This is a genomic window from Cryobacterium sp. TMB1-7 (assembly GCF_004402435.1).
In the GTDB taxonomy this organism is placed as follows: domain Bacteria; phylum Actinomycetota; class Actinomycetes; order Actinomycetales; family Microbacteriaceae; genus Cryobacterium; species Cryobacterium zongtaii.
The window spans coordinates 153,109-172,953 of sequence record NZ_SOFZ01000022.1 but is presented as its reverse complement, the minus strand read 5'-3'; the positions used below and the strand labels follow the sequence as shown (position 1 = coordinate 172,953).

At 68.3% G+C, this 19,845-nt stretch carries 14 protein-coding genes; 10 read left to right on the top strand and 4 right to left on the bottom strand.

The window, feature by feature from the left end; genetic code table 11:
• Positions 1-16 precede the first annotated feature (16 nt).
• From E3O60_RS09710 to E3O60_RS09690, 5 genes are all read left to right on the top strand, one after another.
• Positions 17-1,219, top strand: coding sequence for a cupin domain-containing protein (locus tag E3O60_RS09710; protein WP_241993235.1), 1,203 nt, complete (start codon positions 17-19; stop codon positions 1,217-1,219).
• A complete protein-coding gene (locus E3O60_RS09705; protein ID WP_134497917.1) occupies positions 1,216-2,118 on the top strand; it encodes a sucrase ferredoxin in 903 nt (300 codons plus the stop codon). The genes E3O60_RS09710 and E3O60_RS09705 overlap by 4 nt, the downstream gene beginning before the upstream one ends.
• A gap of 198 nt (positions 2,119-2,316) precedes the next feature.
• Entirely contained in the window at positions 2,317-4,584 is a 2,268-nt protein-coding gene (gene pflB, locus E3O60_RS09700) for a formate C-acetyltransferase (protein ID WP_088455935.1), read from the top strand.
• Positions 4,585-4,630: 46 nt separating this feature from the next.
• On the top strand, positions 4,631-5,515 hold the full coding sequence (pflA, locus tag E3O60_RS09695; RefSeq protein ID WP_088455936.1) for a pyruvate formate-lyase-activating protein: 885 nt from the start codon (positions 4,631-4,633) through the stop codon (positions 5,513-5,515).
• 185 nt (positions 5,516-5,700) lie between these two features.
• Entirely contained in the window at positions 5,701-6,186 is a 486-nt protein-coding gene (locus E3O60_RS09690) for an aromatic ring-opening dioxygenase LigA (protein ID WP_088457954.1), read from the top strand.
• 80 nt (positions 6,187-6,266) lie between these two features.
• Here the strand turns inward: E3O60_RS09690 and E3O60_RS09685 are convergent, their stop codons facing one another.
• Complete coding sequence (locus E3O60_RS09685; RefSeq protein WP_088455937.1) at positions 6,267-6,830, bottom strand: hypothetical protein; 564 nt, start codon at positions 6,828-6,830, stop codon at positions 6,267-6,269.
• A 226-nt stretch (positions 6,831-7,056) separates the two neighbouring features.
• On the opposite strand from E3O60_RS09685, the gene E3O60_RS09680 reads away from it, so the two are divergent.
• Positions 7,057-9,327: a transglycosylase domain-containing protein gene (locus tag E3O60_RS09680; RefSeq protein ID WP_166788881.1), complete on the top strand. Its 2,271-nt coding sequence runs from the start codon at positions 7,057-7,059 to the stop codon at positions 9,325-9,327.
• 3 nt (positions 9,328-9,330) lie between these two features.
• On the opposite strand, the gene E3O60_RS09675 is transcribed toward E3O60_RS09680, so the two are convergent.
• Both E3O60_RS09675 and E3O60_RS09670 read right to left on the bottom strand, forming a co-directional pair.
• A complete protein-coding gene (locus E3O60_RS09675) occupies positions 9,331-12,804 on the bottom strand; it encodes a DNA polymerase III subunit alpha (RefSeq protein ID WP_166788981.1) in 3,474 nt (1,157 codons plus the stop codon).
• A 7-nt stretch (positions 12,805-12,811) separates the two neighbouring features.
• Positions 12,812-13,120 carry a hypothetical protein gene (locus tag E3O60_RS09670; protein ID WP_088455940.1) on the bottom strand — a complete coding sequence of 103 codons (309 nt, stop codon included), beginning with the start codon at positions 13,118-13,120 and terminating at the stop codon, positions 12,812-12,814.
• A gap of 149 nt (positions 13,121-13,269) precedes the next feature.
• On the opposite strand from E3O60_RS09670, the gene E3O60_RS09665 reads away from it, so the two are divergent.
• From E3O60_RS09665 to E3O60_RS09650, 4 genes are all read left to right on the top strand, one after another.
• On the top strand, positions 13,270-14,511 hold the full coding sequence (locus E3O60_RS09665; protein WP_134497913.1) for a glutamate decarboxylase: 1,242 nt from the start codon (positions 13,270-13,272) through the stop codon (positions 14,509-14,511).
• A gap of 334 nt (positions 14,512-14,845) precedes the next feature.
• Positions 14,846-15,625 carry an SDR family NAD(P)-dependent oxidoreductase gene (locus tag E3O60_RS09660; protein WP_166788980.1) on the top strand — a complete coding sequence of 260 codons (780 nt, stop codon included), beginning with the start codon at positions 14,846-14,848 and terminating at the stop codon, positions 15,623-15,625.
• A gap of 179 nt (positions 15,626-15,804) precedes the next feature.
• Positions 15,805-17,955 (top strand): glycosyltransferase, encoded by a 2,151-nt coding sequence (locus E3O60_RS09655; RefSeq protein ID WP_134497909.1) that lies wholly within the window; start codon positions 15,805-15,807, stop codon positions 17,953-17,955.
• A complete protein-coding gene (locus E3O60_RS09650; protein WP_134497907.1) occupies positions 17,952-19,280 on the top strand; it encodes a glycosyltransferase in 1,329 nt (442 codons plus the stop codon). The genes E3O60_RS09655 and E3O60_RS09650 overlap by 4 nt, the downstream gene beginning before the upstream one ends.
• Before the next feature lie 17 nt (positions 19,281-19,297).
• Here the strand turns inward: E3O60_RS09650 and E3O60_RS09645 are convergent, their stop codons facing one another.
• Entirely contained in the window at positions 19,298-19,840 is a 543-nt protein-coding gene (locus tag E3O60_RS09645) for a DUF2017 domain-containing protein (protein ID WP_088455945.1), read from the bottom strand.
• Positions 19,841-19,845 lie beyond the last annotated feature (5 nt).

The following is a 19,845-nucleotide window of genomic DNA, read 5'->3' as shown; positions in this document are numbered from 1 at the left end:
CGATCGTCCCGCGCTCATGCGCTTGCTCGAGGTCACGCCGGAGGCCTTCGCCACGGACTACTGGGACCGTCAGCCGCTCTTCACCCGCGCGGCCGCCCTGCGGGGCAGGTTCGATGACCTCTTCACCGCAGACGCCGTCGACGAGCTGGTCACCCACCGTGGTCTGCGCACCCCGTTTGTGCGCATGGCGCGGCAGGGCACCGTGCTCGACCCCGGCCGGTACACCGCACCGGGCGGCCTGGGCGCTGAGATCGCCGACCAGGTGAGCGCCGACAAGGTGCTCGACGAGTTCACCGACGGAGCCACCCTGGTGCTCCAGGGGCTGCATCGCACCTGGCCGCCGCTGGCCGAATTCACCCGGCAGCTCACGAGAGACCTCGGGCACCCCGTCCAGGTGAACGCCTACGTCACCCCGGCCGCGGAGCGCGGCTTTGACCCGCACTACGACGTGCACGATGTGTTTGTGCTCCAGATTGCGGGGGAGAAGCGCTGGCGCATCCATCCTCCGGTGCACCCGCGCCCACTCCGCGACCAGCCGTGGACCGACCATCGCCGTGCGGTGGAGCGACGGGCCGAGGACGAGCCGGCCATCGACGAGGTCTTCAGGCCGAACGACGTGCTCTACCTGCCCCGAGGGTGGATCCACTCGGCGACGGCGCTGGGCGGCACCTCGATCCACCTCACCATCGGCGTCGCCGCCCTCACCCGCCACGATGTGCTGCGCGAGGCCGTCGCGCACGCTGCGGCCGCCGAGAGCCTGCGCGCCGCCCTTCCCCTGGGTGTCGACCTCACGGATGCGGCGACCGTCGGCGCCCTGCTGGCCGACACCGTCGACGACTTCAGCCGGTTCACGGGCGCGGATGCGGCCCCGGCCGAGGCGGTGTCCCGGCGACTGGCCGGGCGCCTGCGGGCGTCCACCCGGGCCGAGCCGATCGCCCCCTTGGCGACCACGGCGGCCGCCACCGCACTGCACGAGGCCACCACCGTGAGCCTGCGGCGGGGACTCGGCGCCCGGTTCCGGGCGGGCCCGAACCCCGGTGACGTCTCTCTCGTGCTGCCGGACAAGACCGTGACGCTCCCGGCGGAGGCCGCCGACGCCCTGGCCCAGATCCTCACCGGACACCCCCTGCAGGCCGGCGGCCTGGCCGGACTGGATGCGGCGTCCTCCCTCGTGGTGGCCCGGCGCCTGGTGCGCGAGGGTGTCCTGGTGGTGCGATGAGCCTCCCCTCCGCCCCGGGCTGGCTGCCGTGCAGCGATCGGTCGCTGGAGCGCGGCGATCCGCTCCCGGGTACGGCCGGCTATGGCGAACGCTGGTTCCTCGTCGAGATCGACGGGGCCTGGGGCGCGCACGCGTTCCTGCAGTCGCCGCTGGACCCCGCACTCGCCCGGGCTCTGGTGACCCGCATCGAATCCGCGGGCATCCGCCCGCTCGCCATTCGTCGAACCGGCCGCACCGCGCACCAGCGCCGCGCCCAGACCGAATGGCGGTGGGCGGCCGTTGACGCCAGGGTCGGACACGAACGGGTGCACTGGGGGGTGGTGACCGATCCCGCCGATCTGTTGCAGGTGCCGTTGGACGGTGCGACCGGCGCGCCGTCGACCGAGCCGCTCATCTGCGTGTGCACCCATGCCCGGCACGACCAGTGCTGCGCCGTGAAGGGGCGGCCGGTGGTCACCGCCCTCGCCCAGGCCTACCCGGCCGCCACCTGGGAATGCTCGCACCTGGGCGGAGACAGGTTCGCGGCCACCCTGATCCTGTTCCCGCACGGGTTGCACTACGGCCGGGTGACCGCCGCCGAAGCCGCGGACCTCGTCGACGCCTACCTCGACGGTCGTATCGAACCGCGCTGGTTCCGGGGCCGCAGCTCGCTGCCCAATGTGGTGCAAGCGGCTGCCGCGTTCGCGCGGGCGAACCGGGGTGACGACCGCATCGACGCCTTCGACTACAGCTCCTGGACGGAATCGGGGGGAGTGCACACCGTGAGCTTCATCCACGGCGATGAACGGCTCGCGGTGAAGCTCACCGAGAGCCTGTCGGCGCCGCTGCTCAGCACCTGTGCGGCCAGCACTGCCCGGCCGGTGCGGGAGTTCGAACTGCGCTCGATAACCCCGGGCTGACACCCCCCAACTGGAGGTGAATACGGGACCAAGGTCCCGGTTTCGGGCCCCACTCGGAGGGTAGTGTTCCCAGTAGAGGGCGAATCACCGGCACCGTGGCACTAGCTGGTACCTCGTGGTCCTGCTCTCATGGCCCGCACGGTGGGATAAACACCCAGTCAGCGGGAAAGCCTCGATCCTACAAGGAGAGCACACCATATGACCGTCACAGATGGCATCCGAAGCGACCAGCAGGGTCTTGCAGAAACCGGCGCCGCCGAATTCGTCAGCGGCCCGTGGCAGGACTCGATCAACCTGCGCGACTTCATCCAGCGCAACTACACGCCGTACCTCGGCGACGCGAGCTTCCTCGCCGGCGCCACCGAGCGCACCACCGGCATCTGGGCAAAACTGTCCGCGATGTTCCCGGTCGAGCGCGAAAAGGGTGTCTACGACATCGACGCGACGACCCCGTCGTCCATCACCGCGCACAAGCCCGGCTACATCGACGAGGCCAACGAGGTCATCGTCGGACTCCAGACGGATGCGCCGCTCAAGCGTGCGATCATGCCGTTCGGCGGCTGGCGCATGGTCGCCACCTCCCTCGAGACCTATGGCTACCCCGTGTCGCCCGAGCTCGAGACGATCTTCACCGACTACCGCAAGACGCACAACACCGCGGTCTTCGACGTCTACCCTCCCGGTGTGCGTCGTGCGCGCAGCAGCCACCTGATCACGGGACTCCCGGATGCCTACGGCCGCGGCCGCATCATCGGTGACTACCGCCGTGTCGCCCTCTACGGTGTCGACGCGCTGATCGCCGGCAAGAAGAACGACCGCGCCGAGCTGGACATGGAGCCCTCGACCGAGGACATCATCCGTGCCCGCGAGGAGAACTCGGAGCAGATCCGGGCCCTCAAGGAACTCGTGCAGATGGCAGCCAGCTACGGCTCCGACATCTCCAAGCCCGCCACCACCGCCAAGGAAGCCGTTCAGTGGCTGTACTTCGCGTACCTCGGTGCGGTCAAGGAGCAGAACGGTGCGGCAATGTCGTTCGGCCGCAACGCGGCCTTCCTCGACGCCTACATCGAGCGCGACCTCAAGGCCGGCACCCTGACCGAATCCGGCGCCCAGGAGCTCATCGACGACCTCGTCATCAAGCTGCGCATCGTCCGGTTCCTCCGCACCCCCGAGTACGACGACATCTTCGCCGGCGACCCCACCTGGGTCACCGAGTCGCTCGCCGGCATCGGTGAAGACGGTCGCCCGCTCGTCACCAAGACCGCGTTCCGCTTCCTGCAGACCCTGTACAACGTGGGCCCCGCACCCGAGCCGAACCTGACCGTGCTGTGGAGCGACAAGCTGCCCGAGGGCTTCAAGCGCTTCTGCGCCCAGGTCTCGATCGACACGTCGGCCATCCAGTACGAGTCCGACGACCTCATCCGCAACGAGATGGGTGACGACGCCGCGATCGCATGCTGCGTCTCGCCGATGCGCGTCGGCAAGCAGATGCAGTTCTTCGGAGCCCGCGTCAACGCTGTCAAGGCGCTGCTGTACTCGATCAACGGCGGCCGCGACGAGGTGTCCGGCAAGCAGATCGCACCGGCCACCGCAGCGAACACCGACGAGGTCCTCGACTACGACACCGTCTTCCCGGCCTACCTCGAGACCCTCGAATGGCTCGCCGAGACCTACGTCACCGCGCTGAACTGCATCCACTACATGCACGACAAGTACGCGTACGAGCGCCTCGAGATGGCCCTGCACGACCAGAAGATCATCCGCACCCTGGCCTGCGGCATCGCCGGCCTGAGCGTGGTTGCTGACTCGCTGTCCGCTATCAAGTACGCCACGGTCCGTCCGGTGCGCGACGAGACCGGTCTGGTTGTCGATTACACCGTCGAGGGCGAGTTCCCCGCCTTCGGTAACGACGACGACAGGGTCGACGCCATCGCGATCGACGTCATGGAACGCTTCATGACGATGATCCGCAAGCACCCGACCTACCGCGACGCCATCCACACCCAGTCGATCCTGACAATCACGTCCAACGTGGTCTACGGCAAGGCCACCGGCAACACGCCGGACGGCCGTCGCAAGGGTGAGCCGTTCGCACCGGGTGCAAACCCGATGAACGGCCGCGACACCCACGGCATGCTCGCGTCGGCACTCAGCGTCGCCAAGCTCCCGTACAGTGAAGCGCAGGACGGCATCTCGCTGACCAACACCGTCGTTCCCAGTGGCCTCGGTCACACCAAGGACGAGCAGGTCACCAGCCTGGTCGGACTGCTCGACGCGTTCACCTCGGCCAGCGGATACCACCTCAACGTCAACGTGCTCAACAAAGAGACTCTCGAAGACGCCATGGAGCACCCGGAAAACTACCCGCAGCTGACGATTCGCGTCTCCGGCTACGCGGTGAACTTCGTCCGGCTCACCCGCGAGCAGCAGATGGATGTCATCAGCCGCACGTTCCACTCGCACTAAGAGAACACCCTTACAGATGACCGGCAACGCTAGGTAGGACGAGACCATGACCGCAATCAACCTCGGTTTCCCTAGCGTTGCCTGTCCTGTAGTCGTCGAGCACGTCGACCTTTCGGTCGACGTGGCCGACGAGATCAGTGCCCTGAACGACGTCGACCGCAAGGCCGAACTGCACACCCTCGAAATGAAGGCAATCCGCGAGGGCACCGTCGCCAGCGTGCACTCCTGGGAGCTCGTGACGGCCGTTGACGGCCCCGGCACCCGCATGACCCTGTTCCTCTCCGGCTGCCTGCTGCGCTGCCAGTACTGCCACAACCCGGACACCTGGAAGATGCGCGACGGCCTGGTCACGCCCATCGACGACCTGGTCGCCCGCATGACCCGCTACCTGGGCGTCTTCAAGGCCACCAACGGTGGCCTCACCATCTCCGGCGGCGAACCGCTGATGCAGCCCGCTTTCGTCAAGCGGATGTTCAAGGAGGCGCACGCCCTGGGCGTGCACACCACCCTGGACACCTCCGGCTACCTCGGCAAGAGCGCCTCCGACGAACTTCTCGACAATGTCGACCTGGTTCTGCTCGACGTCAAGTCGGGCCTGCCGGACACCTACAAGAAGGTCACCGGCCGCGAACTTGCACCGACGATCGCCTTCGGCGACAGGCTCGCCGAGCGCAACATCCCGGTCTGGGTGCGCTTCGTGCTGGTGCCCGGGCTCACCGACGCCGTCGACAACGTCGAAGCCGTCGTCGACATCGTCGCGAGCTGGCCCAACGTTCAGCGCGTCGAGGTCCTGCCCTTCCACCAGATGGGCGAGGACAAGTGGGACCGCCTGAGCATCCCGTACCCGCTGCACGGCGTGCACCCGCCGGAGAACGACGTGCTCACCCGGGTGCGCGGCCAGTTCGAGGCACGGGGACTGACGGTCTTCTAGGAGTCGAGAAATCTGACACACCGACGAATATCGGCCTTACGCATATAAACGTGTGAGGCCTTTTTTCGTTCTGATCAGCACCTTAAGTGTTACGAATTTGAAGCCAGGGACTTTGTACCCTGACTGGGAAAACCGGATGCTGCCAGACTGTGAGCATCTTCAGAATCGCAACGAAAGGCAACATCGTGTCAACAGCAACCGTTCCGGCCACCACCCTGGGAGCCACCAAGGTCAAGGTCCTCAAGCTCATCGGCTGGGCCGGAATTCTTGGCGCCGTCGTCATGATCATCGGTGGAGGTGTGGTCTGGGGCGTTGTCAGCTCGCAGCTCTCCGCCGAGAAGATCACCGTCTCCGAAGACGCCGCGTTCCTCGCCGGCGCCCCGGTCGTCGGACCGTTCTCCGCATTCGCCCAGGCCGACATCATCAACCACCACGCGCTGGACATGGCCGAGGGCAAGACCTACGCCGAACTCGACAAGGAAGACCCGCTGCGTGCGACGGTCATGAACGCGTCGTTCCTGCGCACCTCGCTCTTCACCTCCGTGGTGTCGTTCGGTGTCTCGGCCTTCGCCATCGGCATGGGCGTCCTGTCCGGCCTGTTCGGTTGGGCCATCCTTACCCTCGCTCCGGCCTGGCCCAAGAAGACCACGGCCACGGGCGTTCGCGCGTAGTCGTACCCGCTTCACGAACGACCCGGCAGCTTTCGCTGCCGGGTCGTTTCGGGTTTAAGGGGGTTGGCTCGCTCTGGAGCTCAGTACTCGGTCGCGCCCTCGGTGTCTTCGCCCCAACTCACGATGCGCGGCGGCAACGGGTACTCGTGGGTGCCGCTGGCGGCCAACACCTCAACACTCACCACGCGGGGAGCCGTGGTGCCGGCCCGGCTCACAAACCAACCGCCGACGAGCACCACATCGCTCACCGTCGACGCGACAGCCACCCCGGTGACGGTGAACGGCCCGTAGGCCGGGTCGACGAAGAGCACCGAGATCAGGTCGCCGTGTGCCACGGCGGGTGCTGTGAGGTCCTGTTCGATGCCCGGCGCCTCATCCGCCGTCTCACCGTCGCTCGGCTCAAGGGTGCGCAGTGCCTGCAGGGACTTGTGCGGCTTGAGATTCTGCTCGATGGAGCGGCCGCCGACGGTGAGTGTCTTGACCGACGCGGAGATGAATGCGGTGCCGTCGATCGTGAAGGCGCCGTAGCGCTTGGTCAGGAACATGGCGGACACGCCGGTTCCGGATTCGAGGGCGATGATCGCATCCGTGAGCACCTTGACGTTGCGCCTGCTGGGCACATTGGGCATTGCCGGTCCGGCCATCTTTCCTCCAGAGAACGTGACACGCAACTCTAACGCCGCCCGAAACCCGCGCCGTCCGTCCAGCGGCGCACTGCCCCTGTTCGAGGGGTTCGGCAAGCCCCTAGCGAAGCGTTCCCGAGCGGCATTGAGTGGATGACTACTGGCGCGATTGGGCGTGCCTGGTGTGTGGAGGGGCGGACGGCGGAACCATGGTGAGCACAGAATGGTGAGCAACGGCACAAACGGGATGAACGGAACCGGAGTCACCCCACCGCGATCCTTCGGCGGTGTGGTCGGCGGCCTGATCGGTCTGGCCGCGACGAGCGCCATTGCCGGGCTGTTGGTCACTGTGAGCCTGACACCGGTCGTTGCGCTCACCGGCGTGGCGGCGACCAGCACGATCAACGTCTTCGAGACCCTGCCGAACTACCTCGAGATCGAGCCGCTCGCCCAACGCAGCAACGTCTATGCCACCGGCCCGGACGGAACGTCGATCCTGCTCGCGACCCTGTACGACCAAAACCGGGTCGAGGTCGGCTGGGACGACATCGGCCAGAACGTGAAGGACGCCGCGATCGCCGGGGAAGACCCGCGCTTCTACGACCACGGCGGCGTCGACCTGCAGGGAACCATGCGCGGCGCGTTGACGACGGCGTTCCGGGGAAGCGTGCAGGGCGGATCGTCGATCACCCAGCAGTACGTCAAGAACGTGCTCGTGCAGAAGTGCGAGATGCTCCCCACCGAGGAGGAGATCTCGGACTGCTACGCGGCGGCCACGGTGACGACGGCATCGCGCAAGCTCAAGGAGATGCGACTGGCGATCGGCGTGGAAAAGAAATACGCAAAAAACGACATCCTGCGCCAGTACCTCAATATCGCCGGCTTCGGCGGCCGCGTGTACGGCATCGAGGCCGCGGCCGCCTATTACTACGGGAGCACGGCGGCCGATCTCACGGTGGCGCAGGCGGCCAGCCTCGTGGCCATCGTCAACAATCCCGGCAAGTTCAGGCTCGACCGGCCGGCGAGCGAGACCAATGGCGTGGCCAATGGCTACCTGGACAACCGGCAGCGCCGCGACTACATCCTCGGGGAGATGCTCAGATACGGCAAGATCACCCAGGTCGAGTTCGATGAGGCCATGGCGGCCCCCATCGAACCGACCATCCATGAGCCCAGCACCGGATGCCAGACCGCCGGGGCAAACGCGTACTTCTGCGACTACGTGATCCATGTCCTGGCGAACGACCCGGTCTTCGGCGACGACGAGGATGCGCGGATCAAGAACATCCGCCGGGGCGGCTTCGACGTGTACACCACCCTCGACCTCGACCTTCAGAACGCCGCAGTCGCGACGATGAACGAGAACGTGCCGAAGACCCGCGCGGGCTGGGACGTGGGCGGTGTCATCTCGAGCGTCGAGGTCGGCACCGGCCGAGTGCTCGCCATGACGCAGAACAAGGACTACAGCCAGGACCCCGAGGTGCAGGCCACCGGGAGCAACTGGAGCAGCGTGAACTACAACACCGACTTCGTCGCCGGGGGATCCCGCGGGTTCCAGCCCGGCTCCACCTACAAGGTCTTCACCCTCGCGGACTGGCTGAACACCGGCCATTCCCTGGACGAGCGCGTCGACTCCGCGCCCAGATCACAATGGGGAACCTTCAACGACAGTTGTTTCGGCCCACAGAACTACGATTCGGAGGGCTGGAGCCCCAAGAACGACGCCAACGAATCCGGTCGCAACTACAGCGCGCTGGAGGCCACCATCGGGTCGATCAACACGGGGTTCATCGCCATGGCCAAGCGGCTCGACCTCTGCGGGATCCGGAAGATGGCCGAGGCCTTCGGAGTGCACCGCGCCGACGGCGAACCGCTGAGCCAGAGCGCGGCATCCGTGATCGGCACGAACGAGATCGCCCCGTTGAGCATGGCCGTCGCCTTCGCCGGCATCGCCAACAACGGGACAACCTGCAGCTCGATCGTGATCGACCGGATGATCGGCGCCGACGGCACCGAGGTGCCCATCCCCGTCTCGCGGTGCGAGGACTCAGTGCTGCCGGAAACCCAACGTCAGATGGTGGCCGCTCTCAGTCAGGTGATGTCGAGGGGAACCGCCGTGCAGTCGAACACCGGCACGGTGCCGTGGGTGCCGATGTTCGGCAAAACCGGAACCACCGACAACGCCAAGGACACCTGGATGAGCGGAGCGAGCAGCAAGGTGGCGACCGTCGTCGGCGTCGTGACCGTCACGGGGAACGCCAATCAGCGCGCAATCAACTTCGAGAGCGGGCCCGCCGCCACCGCGCGGCACCGGATGTGGCCGGCCGTGATGTCGGTGGCGAACGCGAAGTACGGTGGAGATCCGTTCCCCGGGGTGTTCGTCACTCCACCGGCGGTCGCGGAGGAGGAAGACGTGGGTGTGGACGTCGACGAAGACGTCGATGCAGACCAGGATCTCGGGGGCGACGACACCGAGCAGAACGATCCGGCACCTGACGTTCCAGAGGGGACCGACTAGAGATCACGCGCTCTGCGTCGACCACAGGTCGAATTCAGTCGTACCGGAGCCGGCCGCCCGCCGCATCGGCTGCCGGGCCACCGCGGCCGCCGTTGCCTCGGCGACGGACGGTTCGGCGTCCAGCGCCGCCGCCCTGGCCGCCTTGAGAGCCTTGGCCTGTGCCCTGGCCCGGTCCCTGGCCACCGTGACGAGGTCCCACATGCCCTCACCCGTCACCGAGACCCCGCGGGCACCCGAGCGCCGGGTGCGGCCACGCACCAGCATCAGTTCGGTCTGGAAGACGCCGCCGCCGATGCGTTCCTGGGCGTCGTGGAAGAACACCACGTTGGCCACCGGACCGGTGCCGTCGTCGAGGCTGACGAACACCACCCGGCGCCCGTCACGCATCGGCGGGGTGTTCGTGGCCCGGCGCACGCCGGCCAGGAGCACATCGGTGCCGCCGGGCAGGGTGGCCAGCTGGGCGGCCGGGGTGACGCCGAGTTCGGCGAACAGCGGGTAGTACTTGCGCATCCGGTGGCCGGCGACGGCCAGACCGGTGTCGAGCAGCTCGAGGTCGGACTGGGTGCGCCCGCGCAGCTGCAGCGAGGTGACGGTGTCGAAGCGCGCACCCTCGTAGTCGAGCACCGGCAACGGAACCTCGAAGGCGAGCTGGTCATCGGCGATGGTGATGGCCGTGCCCCGCAGCGACTGGATGTGCGCGAGCAGCTCGTGCCGGCGGGTGCGATCGTGATCGATGAAGCTGTCCAGCGCGCCGACGCGGGCGAGGGCCTCGAAGGTACGCCGACGCGGGTGCACCCGGTCCCGAAAGTCCTGCAGCGACGTGAACGGCTGGTGCCGCACGATGCGGGCGCGCTCGGCGTCGCTCGATCCGGAGAGCTCCGGCAGCGGCATCCGGATGCCCTGGCCCTCACCGACGGACTCCACCCTGTAGTCGAGGGCGCTGTGCTGCACGTCGAGGCCCAGAACCGGCACGCCGAGCACCCGGGCTTCGGCCACGAGCAGGTCTTTGGGCCACATGCCCGGATCGTGCGTGAGTAGTCCGGCCAGGAACGCCGCCGGGTGGTGGGTCTTCAACCAGGCGGACTGGTAGGTGGGCAGGGCGAACGCCGCCCCGTGCGCCTTGGCGAAGCCGAAGCTGCCGAACCCGGCCAGCACGGTCCAGACCCTGTCGATGGTGCCGGCATCGAAGCCACGGCCGAGGGCGTTCTCGCGCACGTACGCCTCGATCACGCTCAGCTGCTCCGGCCGGCCCAAGTGCCGGCGCAGCACGTCGGCGTGACCGAGCCCGCAGCCGGTGAGCTCGTCGAAGAGGCGCATCACCTGTTCGTGGAAGATGACGACGCCATTGGTCTCGCGCAGGATCGGTTCGAATCGAGGATGGATGTAGTCGGGCGCGACCTCACCGTGCCGAGCCTCGAGGTAGCGCAGCGGCATGTTGTTCTTCATCGGCCCGGGGCGGAACAGCGAGATCTCCACGGTGAGGTCGTTGAACACCTCCGGCTGCAGCTTGCCCACCAGCTCCATCTGGCCGGGGGACTCGATCTGGAAGATGCCTAAGGTGCGGGTGGAGCGGATGAGCTCGAAGGTGGCCGGGTCATCCAACGGCACCCGGTCCAGGTCGATGTGTTCGCCGGTGAGCCGGTGGTGTTCCTCCACGGCGTGCGCCATGGCCGACTGCATGCGCACACCGAGGATATCGAGCTTGATCAGGCCCATCGGGTCCATGTCGTGCTTGTCGAATTGGGACATCGGCAGGCCCATCCCCGAGGCCTGCACCGGGGTGCGATCCAGCAACGAGGCATCGGAGAGGATGACGCCGCAGGGGTGCACCGAGATGTGCCTGGGCAACCTGTCGAGCCTGGCGGTGAGGTCCACGAGCAGGTCGAGCTGCGAGGACTCCCGCACCTCGGCGGCCAGCTCCTCCAGCTCCGGCTTCTCGGCCAGGGCCGCACGAAAGTCGCGGGCGTTGAACCGCCACATCTGCTTGGCGATCGTGGCGACCTGGGCGTCCGGCATGCCCAGGGCGAGGCCCGCGTCCCGCACGGCGCCCCGACCCCGGTAGGCGTTGGTCATCGACATCAGCGAGACCCGGCTGGCGCCGAACGTCTCGAAGACCTTCCGATAGATGTCGTGTCGCCTGGCCGACTCCACATCGAGGTCGATGTCCGGCAGCGTCTGCCGTTCGGGGGAGAGGAAGCGTTCCCAGAGCAGGCCGTTGCCGATCGGTTCCACCGACGAGGTGTGCAGGGCGTAGTTGAGCACCGAACCGACCCCGGAGCCGCGGGCCTGGATGCGGATGCCCATGTCACGCACGAGGTCGGCGACGGTGGCCACGGTGAGGAAGTAGCTGGCGAAGCCGAGCGATTCAACCGTCGACATCTCGTGGGCGAGCCTGTCGTGGGCCGCCGTGAGCCCGCGGCGCCCGGCGTCGGCGTAGCGCTCGTCGATGCCGTGACGGGCGCGGGCCCACAGCTCGGCGAGCGGGTCGCGGGTGACCCCGATCACGCTCGCCTCCGGCATCCGCGGCCGGCCGAGCCCGATGTCACCGACAGGGTCGAGCGCACAGCGTTCCGCGAGGTCGTGGGTGTCGCGCAGCAGCCGGGCCAGCGCTCCGTCGCTGTGCTGCCCGGCGTCGACCACCATGCGGGCCACCTGCCGCATGGCGGCCGCCGGCTTCAACCAAGCTTGGCCGTTGACCTGCAGGGGACGGGCCTCGGTTTGAATGTTCGGCGGCTGGGCCTGTGCTGGCTGGGCGAGCTGCGCGAGCGGCATGAGGTGCCTGGCCGCATCGGCGAGGTCGGCGGTCACCGCCTCCTCGGCGGTGCCATAGCGCACCGCGTTGCTGAGTACGGCGGGCAGCCGGGCGTACTCGGCGAGGGCGAGCATGCGCGTGGCCGGGGCGACGCTGCCCGGCATACCCGGTTCGGTGAGATGGCAGACGACCTCGAGAGCGAGCGACTGGGGCGGCATGATCCGTTGCCACTCGGCGAGGGTCGCGCGGGCCAGCGGGTTGTCCCGGCGCTCAATCGCGTGGCCGACATCGGAGGCCGGGCCGAGCAGCACCGTCAACGAGTTCAGGCCGGCCAGCTCGGCGAGGCGGCTGCGTGGGATGCTCGGCGGGTGGCCGGGCACGCGCACCGTGGTCTCGTGGGCGCTGGAGACGGCCCGGCAGAGCGCCGCGTAGCCGCGGCCGGCACCGCCCTCACCAGCACTGCCGCCGTTCGCCAGCACCACCACCCGGCCGAGAGGTGCGAGGGTGTCGTCGTCGTGCACCTCGAGATCGGCGCCGAGCCCCGGGCGAATGCCGGCAGCCACACAGGCACGCACGTGCTTGACGGCCCCGTACAGTCCGTTCCGATCGGTGACAGCCAGGAAGGTCGCCCCGTCGGCGGCCGCCTGCCCGGCGAGGGCCTCCGGCAGGGTCACGCCATAGTGGGTCGAGTAGGCGCTGGCGACGTGCAGGTGCGGAAAACTCATCGCGGCGTCACCCCCAGTCGAGCGCGAGCACCCAGGTGCCGTCGGCGTCGTGGCGCAGGTCGTACCGGTGCTGGTCCTCGCCGCCCTTGGCGGCATCCAGCCGCCACAGTTCGGTGTCGATGCGGGTGGGCGTACCGCTGTGCTCCCACCATCGGGTGCGCGTGAAGACGGCCTGGGGTTGCCCGATGACAGTGTGTTCGAATCGGTCCCACACGAAGGCCCGGGGGTCGCCGTCGGCGGAAAGCTCGACCTGCACTGCTTTGTCTATGATCACGGCTGTGTCTTCGAACTGAGGGGCGTCGACAATCTGGGTCATGGGCCCACCTTCCGCGTTACTTCGAACAAATGTTCGATATTCGAAAGTGTACGTCACGCCTCCGACAGACGCCAGCGGATGGAGCGCGCGGTCGGTGGGTGGTTCGCGGGGGTAGCCCACGGACCGGCGCGGGCGCACTCTGGTGTTCCATGTCGACGAATCCGGAATTCACGCAGATCAATCCGCTCTTCGCCCGGCCCGGTGAAGATTCCCGCGCCCCCCGCCACACGTTGGCGGCCGGCCCGATGGGGCCGGAAACGGCCTACCAGATCATTCACGACGAGATCATGCTCGACGGTAATTCCCGGCTCAACCTGGCGACCTTCGTGGGCACCTGGATGGACGACTACGCCCGCAGGCTCTACGCCGAGTCCTTCGACAAGAACATGATCGACAAGGACGAGTACCCGCAGACCGCGGCCATCGAGGACTACTGCTGGCACATCATCGCCGACCTCTGGCACGCGCCGGAACCGCGGGCGACCATCGGCACATCGACCATCGGGTCGTCCGAAGCCTGCATGCTCGGCGGACTGGCCTTCAAGCGTCGCTGGCAGCAGTCCCGTCGCGCGGCCGGGCTGCCCACCGACAAGCCCAATCTGGTGATGAGCAGCGCCGTGCAGGTCTGCCGGGAGAAGTTCTGCAACTACTGGGAGGTCGAGGCGCGTCTGGTGCCGGTGACCGACGAACATCCGTGCCTGGACGGGCACGACCTGGCCGCCCACGTCGACGAGAACACCATCGGTGTCGTTGCCATCATGGGCGTCACCTACACGGGGATCTACGAGCCGGTACAGGAGATTGCCGCCGCACTCGACGCCATCCAGGCCGCGACCGGGTTGGATGTTCCGATCCACGTCGACGCGGCGTCGGGCGGCATGGTCGCGCCGTTCCTGCAGCCCGAGCTGATCTGGGACTTCACATTGGAGCGGGTGCATTCGATCAGCACCTCGGCGCACAAATACGGCCTGGTCTACCCGGGGCTGGGCTGGGTGGTCTGGCGCAGCCGCGAGCTGATGCCAGAGGAGCTGGTCTTCAACGTGAGTTATCTCGGCGGAGACATGCCGACGCTGGCCCTGAACTTCTCCAGGCCCGGCGCCCAGGTGCTTCTGCAGTACTTCCTATTCCTCAGGCTCGGCTTCGAGGGCTATCGGCTCGTGCAGCAGACCTCGCAGAATGTCGCGCTGTTCCTGTCCAGCGCCATCGCGGAAAACGGCGCCTTCACCCTCATCAGCGATGGATCCGACATCCCGGTGTTCGCCTGGAGTCTCAAGGCCGGGCACACCGACAAGTGGAACCTGTTGACCGCGATCACCGAGGAGACCGCATACCTCGACAGGCTGGAGGGTGCGATGCCGGCGGAGAAACACCACCCGGGCTTCACCCACTGAGCGCCCGAACTGAGCGCCCGAACTGAGTGCCCGGTCTGAGTGCCCGGTCTGAGTGCTCGATTGAAATGACCGGCAATCCTCCCTATTCCGAGCCGGCCGAGCGTAGCATTTGCTTGGGGCGCATCGACATAGACGCCCGCGTTAGAAGGTACTCATGACACTCAAAGTGGAGTCTCAAGAATCGGTGGAGGTTCGGCCGGCGGAGTCTCCAAAAGCAGAGTCGTTGACAACGGAGTCTTTGAAGACAGAGCCGCGGAAAACGGAGTCGCTCCGAACGGAAACTCGGAAATCGGAATCCCGGGAAACGGAGCCTCCCGCGACGCGGTCTCACGACATGAGGCCCCAGACGATGGAGGACCAGGCCGCGGAGGTCGTGAAGGCCCCGAGCCCGGTTGCGCTGGTCACCGGAGCCGGCTCGGCGATGGGACGGGCGGTCGTCCGCAAACTCCTGGAGAACGGCTATGCGGTCGCCGGCATCGACGCCAAACCCACCGACCTCGCCGGCGAACAGCACTTGGTGCTCGTCGGCGACATGAGCACCGAGCACGGCTCCAGGCTGGCGGTCTCGCAAGCCATCGACACCTTCGGCCGGCTCGACGCCGCCGTGTTGCTGGCCGATATCGGCGCGTCCAGCACTCTGCACATGCCCGGAACGGAGGCCGAGGGGGAGCGCCTCCTTGCCCGCAATCTGAACAGCATCGCCCTGGGCATTCAGGCGGCTGTCGAGGGACTCTCGATCGACGGGCACCGGAGCATCGTGGCGACGGCGTCCGTAGCGGGACTATTGGCCGACCCGGGCAACTGGGCCTACCACGCCTCGAAGGTCGCCATGATCGACCTCGTGCGCTCCACAGCCCTGACCTATGCGGCCAGGGGAATCCGGGTGAACAATGTGGCCTCCGGCCTGATGCGGGCGGATGAACCGAATGACACCCCGGCCACTCAGACCTTCGGCCGGGATTTCTCCCGCCGCATCCCACTCTTCAGGCTCGCCCAGCCATCGGAGATCGCGTCGGTGATAGCTTTTCTGATCTCCCCGGCAGCGTCCTATGTGACGGGCACCACCCTCGCCGTCGACGGCGGGCTGACGGCATCCGCCGGGCTCGTGTTCTGAAGCGAGAGCGGCCGACAAACCTGCGAATGCCCTGACCAAATACCCGCGGCCCACGGAGCGAATGATCCACATGGGAGAATGTCGCTCCGGGGCAAACTCTTACGGGATCGGCACCGAAGTACCAGCGCGGAGTCCGCTCCGCCACGAGAGGCGGACGCATCCGCCGCGAGGGAGACACCGTGGGGACTCACACGACGCTGGACGAGATGCGCCAGGCCGACAGCATCCTGGCCGGCATCCGCTCTGCAGACGACCTGACCATCGCCGCCAGCCGGGACGGCGGTAACCGTGCCGTTCGCCTGCTCACCCAGGCCGCGCTCGACCCTACCGACCAGCTCACCGCCATAGCGGCCGTGCACTCGCTCGCCCAGGTATTCGACGAGTCCGCCGACGACGTCCTGGTGTCGCTGCTCGAGCACGACTCGGCCTACCTGCGCGAACACGCCGCCTGGGCGTTCGGCACCAGGCTCCCGCGCTTCGATGCCATCGGAGGCCTGTTGCAGATGGTCGTCGCCGGCGGCTTCTCCGGCATGATCGCCCAACGTACCCTCGAGCAGTGGGCGGCATCCGTCCCCGAACACGTGGCACTGGCCACCGAAGGCGCCATGCTCGGCATCGCCGACCCGGCCGCCCGCGCCCGCCTCGTCGAAACCCTGGGCCTGATCTCCGGGCGGATCCCGGAGCGGATGCTGCGACGCATCGCCGGGGACGCCGGCGAAGGCCTCGACCCCCGGGCGGCGGCCGTGGCCGCCCTCGGCGATAGACCGGCCACCGACGCCGCCATCAGCTTGGTGACGGTCCTCGCCCGCGGCGACGACGACCTGGCCGACGTGGCCAGGCTCGCCCTGCTCGACCTAACCGTGCCCGCCTACCCGCGTGCGCCGTGGAGCCGGGGCCAGACCGTGGCCCAGCTGTTCCTGCACGCTGACATCGACCGTGAGCTCAGCCAGGTGGGGTCCGGCGACAACGGCGGCATCGCCACCCTCCTGGTGCGGCTCGGCGACGCCCTCGTGGCCGGTGACGACGGCTCACCGGCCGTCGACAGGGTGCTCACCCTGTCACGTGGCGGACCCGCCGCCGCCCTGGCCTGCCTGCCGGAGGTCAGTTCCACCCTCTCCGGGCACGCCTTCGCCACGGTGCCGTTCCTGGGCGCCCCGATCTCCTCCGCCGACGCGTGGCCCCGCCGGGTGGCCGTGCAGCGCGGCATCCGCCGGATTCTGCGAGCCGCAGGCACCGTCGACGTCATGCACCTGCGGATGGCCGACGTCGGCACCCTCGCGGCATCGACCGTCGCCCGCGAGCTCGAGATCCCCATCGTCTTCACCGTCGCCCCAGACCCGCACAGCGTCATCAACGCCATGGACGCCTCCGGCGCCCTCACCCGGGCCAACTTCGGTACCGTCGACGAGGTCGAGCACTTCTGGTTCCGAGCCCGACTCGTTCAGCGGATCGCGGCCGATGCCGCGCACACCGTGCTCTTCCCCCGCCCTGAGCTGGAGCGGGACATGCGCGACCTCGTCGGTATCGACATCACCGCGCACCCCGAGCGGCACTCGGTCGTCGCGGAGGGCATCGACCTGACCGTGATCGAACGCTCCGCGCAGGCCGCCCTGCAGGCCGACCCCGCCGACTTCACCGACCTCGACGCCCTGCTGGAGACCCTGCCGGCGTCCCGACGCCACCTGCCGCTGGCGGTCACGGTGGGCCGGTTGCACAGGGTGAAGGGCATGGCCACGCTCGTGCACGCCTGGGCCGATGACGCCGCCCTGCGGGAACGGTGCAACCTGCTGATCGTCGGGGGAGACCTGCTCACCCCGTCGGTCGACGAACGCCGTCAGCTCGACCTGATCGGCACCGCGGTGCCGCTGGACGCCGCCGCCGAACACGGCCTGCTGCTGGCCGGCCACCGTGCCAACGACGCGGTCGCCCGCTGGCTGGCCGCCGCCCGGCATGGGCGGCCTGGTCTGGCCGCTCCGCGCGGCGTGTACGTCTGCGCAAGCATGAAGGAAGAATTCGGCATCGCCCTGCTCGAGGCCATGGCGACCGGGCTCACGGTGGTGGCCCCCGACGCCGGCGGGCCGGCGACCTACGTCGAGGACGGCACCACGGGGTTCCTGGTGAACACGGCGGATGCCCGCAGCCTCGCCGGCGGGATCACTGCGGCTCTCGACCTGGCCTCCAGCCCGTTCGGCGACGAGTTCGCCCAGCGGGCCGCCGACATGGTCTCGTCGACCTTCGCCATCCAGGCCATGGCCGGAACCCTCGGGGGCGTCTACACCTCCGTCGCCGAGGCCCAGGAAGCACTCAACTGGGCGTTGAGCGTCTCATGACCCTCCTGATCATCAGCCCGGACTACGCCTCCCACCTGTTCCCGCTCGCGACCCTCGGCAGCGCCTGGCAGGCCGCCGGCGAACGGGTCGTCGTGGCCAGCGGACCGGCCACGGCCGGCATCGTCGCCGACTTCGGCTTCGAACGGGTGAACCTGCAGCTCGGCCGCGGGTCCAACCCCGGCACCATCCGCGCCGAAGACCAGCCCACCGGCGAGGACGACGCCCTGCGCGGCTTTTTCGACGCCACCAGGGTCGGCCTCGTCGAAACGCTGAGGTTCCAGGCCGAGGCGCGCAGCACCGACCTGCTCTGGAACCCCGTGGTCGTGGCCCGCGAGGTGCAGCGCATCGTCGCCGAGATCCGGCCGGACCAGGTGATCGTCGACCACCTCGCCTTCAGCGCCCGTCTGGCCCTGATCAGCGCCGGGGTGCGGCACGCGGACGTGGTTCTCGGGCATCCGTCGGCACTGCCCGTTGGCGACGAGGTCTACGGGTACCCGGGCGCCTGGCCCGCCGCGTTCACCCCTGACCCCCAGGAACTGGTGCAGCTGCGACTGCTCTGCGAGCGGGTGCGGGACGACTTCACCCTGGCGTGGAACGATGCGCTGCTGCAGCTGGATCCGACCGCGCCGCCCAGCGGCGATGCCTTCACCGAGACCGGCGACGTGCTGCTGCTCAACTATCCGGCCGAGCTGCACCCGGTGGCGCGCACGGCGCTACTGCCCGAGCACGCCTTCCTCGGTTCGGCGGTGCGGAGCGAGGCCGACGACCCCCAGGTGACCCGCTGGCTGGCCGACGCCGACGAGCGTCCCCTCGTCTACGTGAGCTTCGGCAGCTTCCTGTCGGTGCGCGGCGATGTACTCGCCCGGGTGGCCGAGGCCCTGCGCGGCCTCGACGTGCGGGTGGCGATCGCGGTCGGGTCCACCGACGCCGCCGAGCTCGGGCCCATCCCGGAGTCCTGGCTGGTGCGATCGTTCCTGCCCCAGGTGACGGTACTCGGCCACGCGGCCCTGGCCGTCACCCATGGCGGCAACAACTCGGTCACCGAGGCCATGACGGCCGGGGTGCCTCTGCTGGTGCTGCCGTTCTCGACGGACCAGTTCGCCGGCGCCGCAGCACTCGACGAAGCCGGCTTCGGCATCTCCCTTGACCCCAACACGGCGGGTGCGGATGCGCTGCAGCAGGCCGCCGCGACGCTGCTCGGGTTGAGCGATGAACCGCGGCAACGGCTGCGGGCGCTCAGCGCGTCGCTCGCCGACGGCGCGGGGCCGCAGCGGGCCTACGCGGCACTGCAGGGGGAGTCCAGCGACGCCCGACCGGCGGCCTGAACCGCGGCACGGCGGGGCTACGCGTCGATCGCGTAGACCAGCGACTCCTGCATCATGCCCAGCCAGTTATAGACGTCGTTGACCACGTGCGCCTGTTCGTCGTCGAGCTGCGGAGTGCCGTGCGGGTCGATCTGCAGGCGGTCCGCCAGGACCAGGCGCAGGTCCGTGAGGGTGCGGAGCCAGGACTGCACCTGCTGCTCGGTGAGCACGATCGGCACCGGCAGCGGGTCGTGCGCCGGGGCGTCCAGGGAGGCGTCCGCTGAGGCATCCGTCGGCTCGTCGTCGCCGAGGGCGGCGAGTACCGTGGTGGCGTTGGCGAGCTTGCCCTCGAGCAGTCCGTCGGCCGTGAAGCGGCGGAACTCCTCGGCGGCCTCCGGGTCGTTCGGGTAGGCGTCGGGCAGTAGTCGCCGGATCGCCGGTTGGGCGAGCATGGCCGCGTCGTCGGCGTCGACGGAGCCGAGCATCTGCAGCAGCTGGGACGTCACGTTGCGCAGCAGGTCGACCTCGATGGGTTCGAACATGGCCGAGACCGTGCCGGAGTCTTCACGGCGGAATTCCATCACGC

Coding starts and splice junctions, on each gene's coding strand:
- E3O60_RS09710 (WP_241993235.1), top strand. CDS start 17: ATGCGCTTGCTCGAGGTCACGCCGGAGGCCTTCGCCACGGACTACTGG.
- pflB (WP_088455935.1), top strand. CDS start 2,317: ATGACCGTCACAGATGGCATCCGAAGCGACCAGCAGGGTCTTGCAGAA.
- E3O60_RS09675 (WP_166788981.1), bottom strand. CDS start 12,804: ATGAGTTTTCCGCACCTGCACGTCGCCAGCGCCTACTCGACCCACTAT.
- E3O60_RS09670 (WP_088455940.1), bottom strand. CDS start 13,120: ATGACCCAGATTGTCGACGCCCCTCAGTTCGAAGACACAGCCGTGATC.
- E3O60_RS09705 (WP_134497917.1), top strand. CDS start 1,216: ATGAGCCTCCCCTCCGCCCCGGGCTGGCTGCCGTGCAGCGATCGGTCG.
- E3O60_RS09680 (WP_166788881.1), top strand. CDS start 7,057: ATGAACGGAACCGGAGTCACCCCACCGCGATCCTTCGGCGGTGTGGTC.
- E3O60_RS09660 (WP_166788980.1), top strand. CDS start 14,846: ATGAGGCCCCAGACGATGGAGGACCAGGCCGCGGAGGTCGTGAAGGCC.
- pflA (WP_088455936.1), top strand. CDS start 4,631: ATGACCGCAATCAACCTCGGTTTCCCTAGCGTTGCCTGTCCTGTAGTC.
- E3O60_RS09650 (WP_134497907.1), top strand. CDS start 17,952: ATGACCCTCCTGATCATCAGCCCGGACTACGCCTCCCACCTGTTCCCG.
- E3O60_RS09645 (WP_088455945.1), bottom strand. CDS start 19,840: ATGGAATTCCGCCGTGAAGACTCCGGCACGGTCTCGGCCATGTTCGAA.
- E3O60_RS09665 (WP_134497913.1), top strand. CDS start 13,270: ATGTCGACGAATCCGGAATTCACGCAGATCAATCCGCTCTTCGCCCGG.
- E3O60_RS09685 (WP_088455937.1), bottom strand. CDS start 6,830: ATGGCCGGACCGGCAATGCCCAATGTGCCCAGCAGGCGCAACGTCAAG.